At 77.8% G+C, this 581-nt stretch carries 1 protein-coding gene; it reads right to left on the reverse strand.

Annotation, left to right across the window (positions count from 1 at the left end; genetic code table 11):
• Positions 1-109: 109 nt before the first annotated feature.
• Positions 110-499 carry a hypothetical protein gene (locus VP06_RS33235; protein ID WP_156295896.1) on the reverse strand — a complete coding sequence of 130 codons (390 nt, stop codon included), beginning with the start codon at positions 497-499 and terminating at the stop codon, positions 110-112.
• Positions 500-581 lie beyond the last annotated feature (82 nt).

Raw genomic sequence — 581 nt, forward strand, 5'->3', positions numbered from 1 at the left:
CCATGGTGGGGGTCGGGCCGAACCCCGAGAAGGTCTGGGCCAGGGCGGAGGCCCCGCACAGGAGGCTGCCCAGGGTGGCGACGAGGAGGCTGCGCATCGGGACGGCTCCTCAGGCGGCGTTGCGGGAGACGGCGTCGCGCAGGGCCGCGAGGGGGTCGCGGGCGGTCGCGGCCGGGGCGAGGCCAGCGGGGGCGCGCGGCGCCGCGATCGGGACCGGTCCGGTTCCGGTGCCCGCGAGCGCCCGGATGCTCTCGGCCCAGGCCGTCGCGTCGAGCGCGCCGGCTTCGGCCGGCGGGGCATCGCCACCGGCGGGCGCGGCAGCGAGAAGGGCGGCGATCGCCATCCGCCAGACGGCCTCGTCGACGGGAGCCTCCGACGACCGGGGGGCGGGCGACCCGATCTCGTCCGCGGGAGCCTCCCGGGTCGGGGTCTCGGGCGTCGGGGCTTCGGACATGCCCGCGACCGCGGCGTGAGCCGGCGCCACGACCGGATCCGGCATGGACCGTGACTCCGGCCGGAACGCCGAGAGGACGTCCACGGGAACGGCCATCGCGGTGTCCAAGGGACGTTCGAAGGGACGT

Source organism: Methylobacterium aquaticum (assembly GCF_001043915.1).
Taxonomy (GTDB): domain Bacteria; phylum Pseudomonadota; class Alphaproteobacteria; order Rhizobiales; family Beijerinckiaceae; genus Methylobacterium; species Methylobacterium aquaticum.

Bases quoted from the DNA above. Each gene is read 5' to 3' on its own strand.
- VP06_RS33235 (WP_156295896.1), bottom strand. From the start codon at position 499: ATGCCGGATCCGGTCGTGGCGCCGGCTCACGCCGCGGTCGCGGGCATG.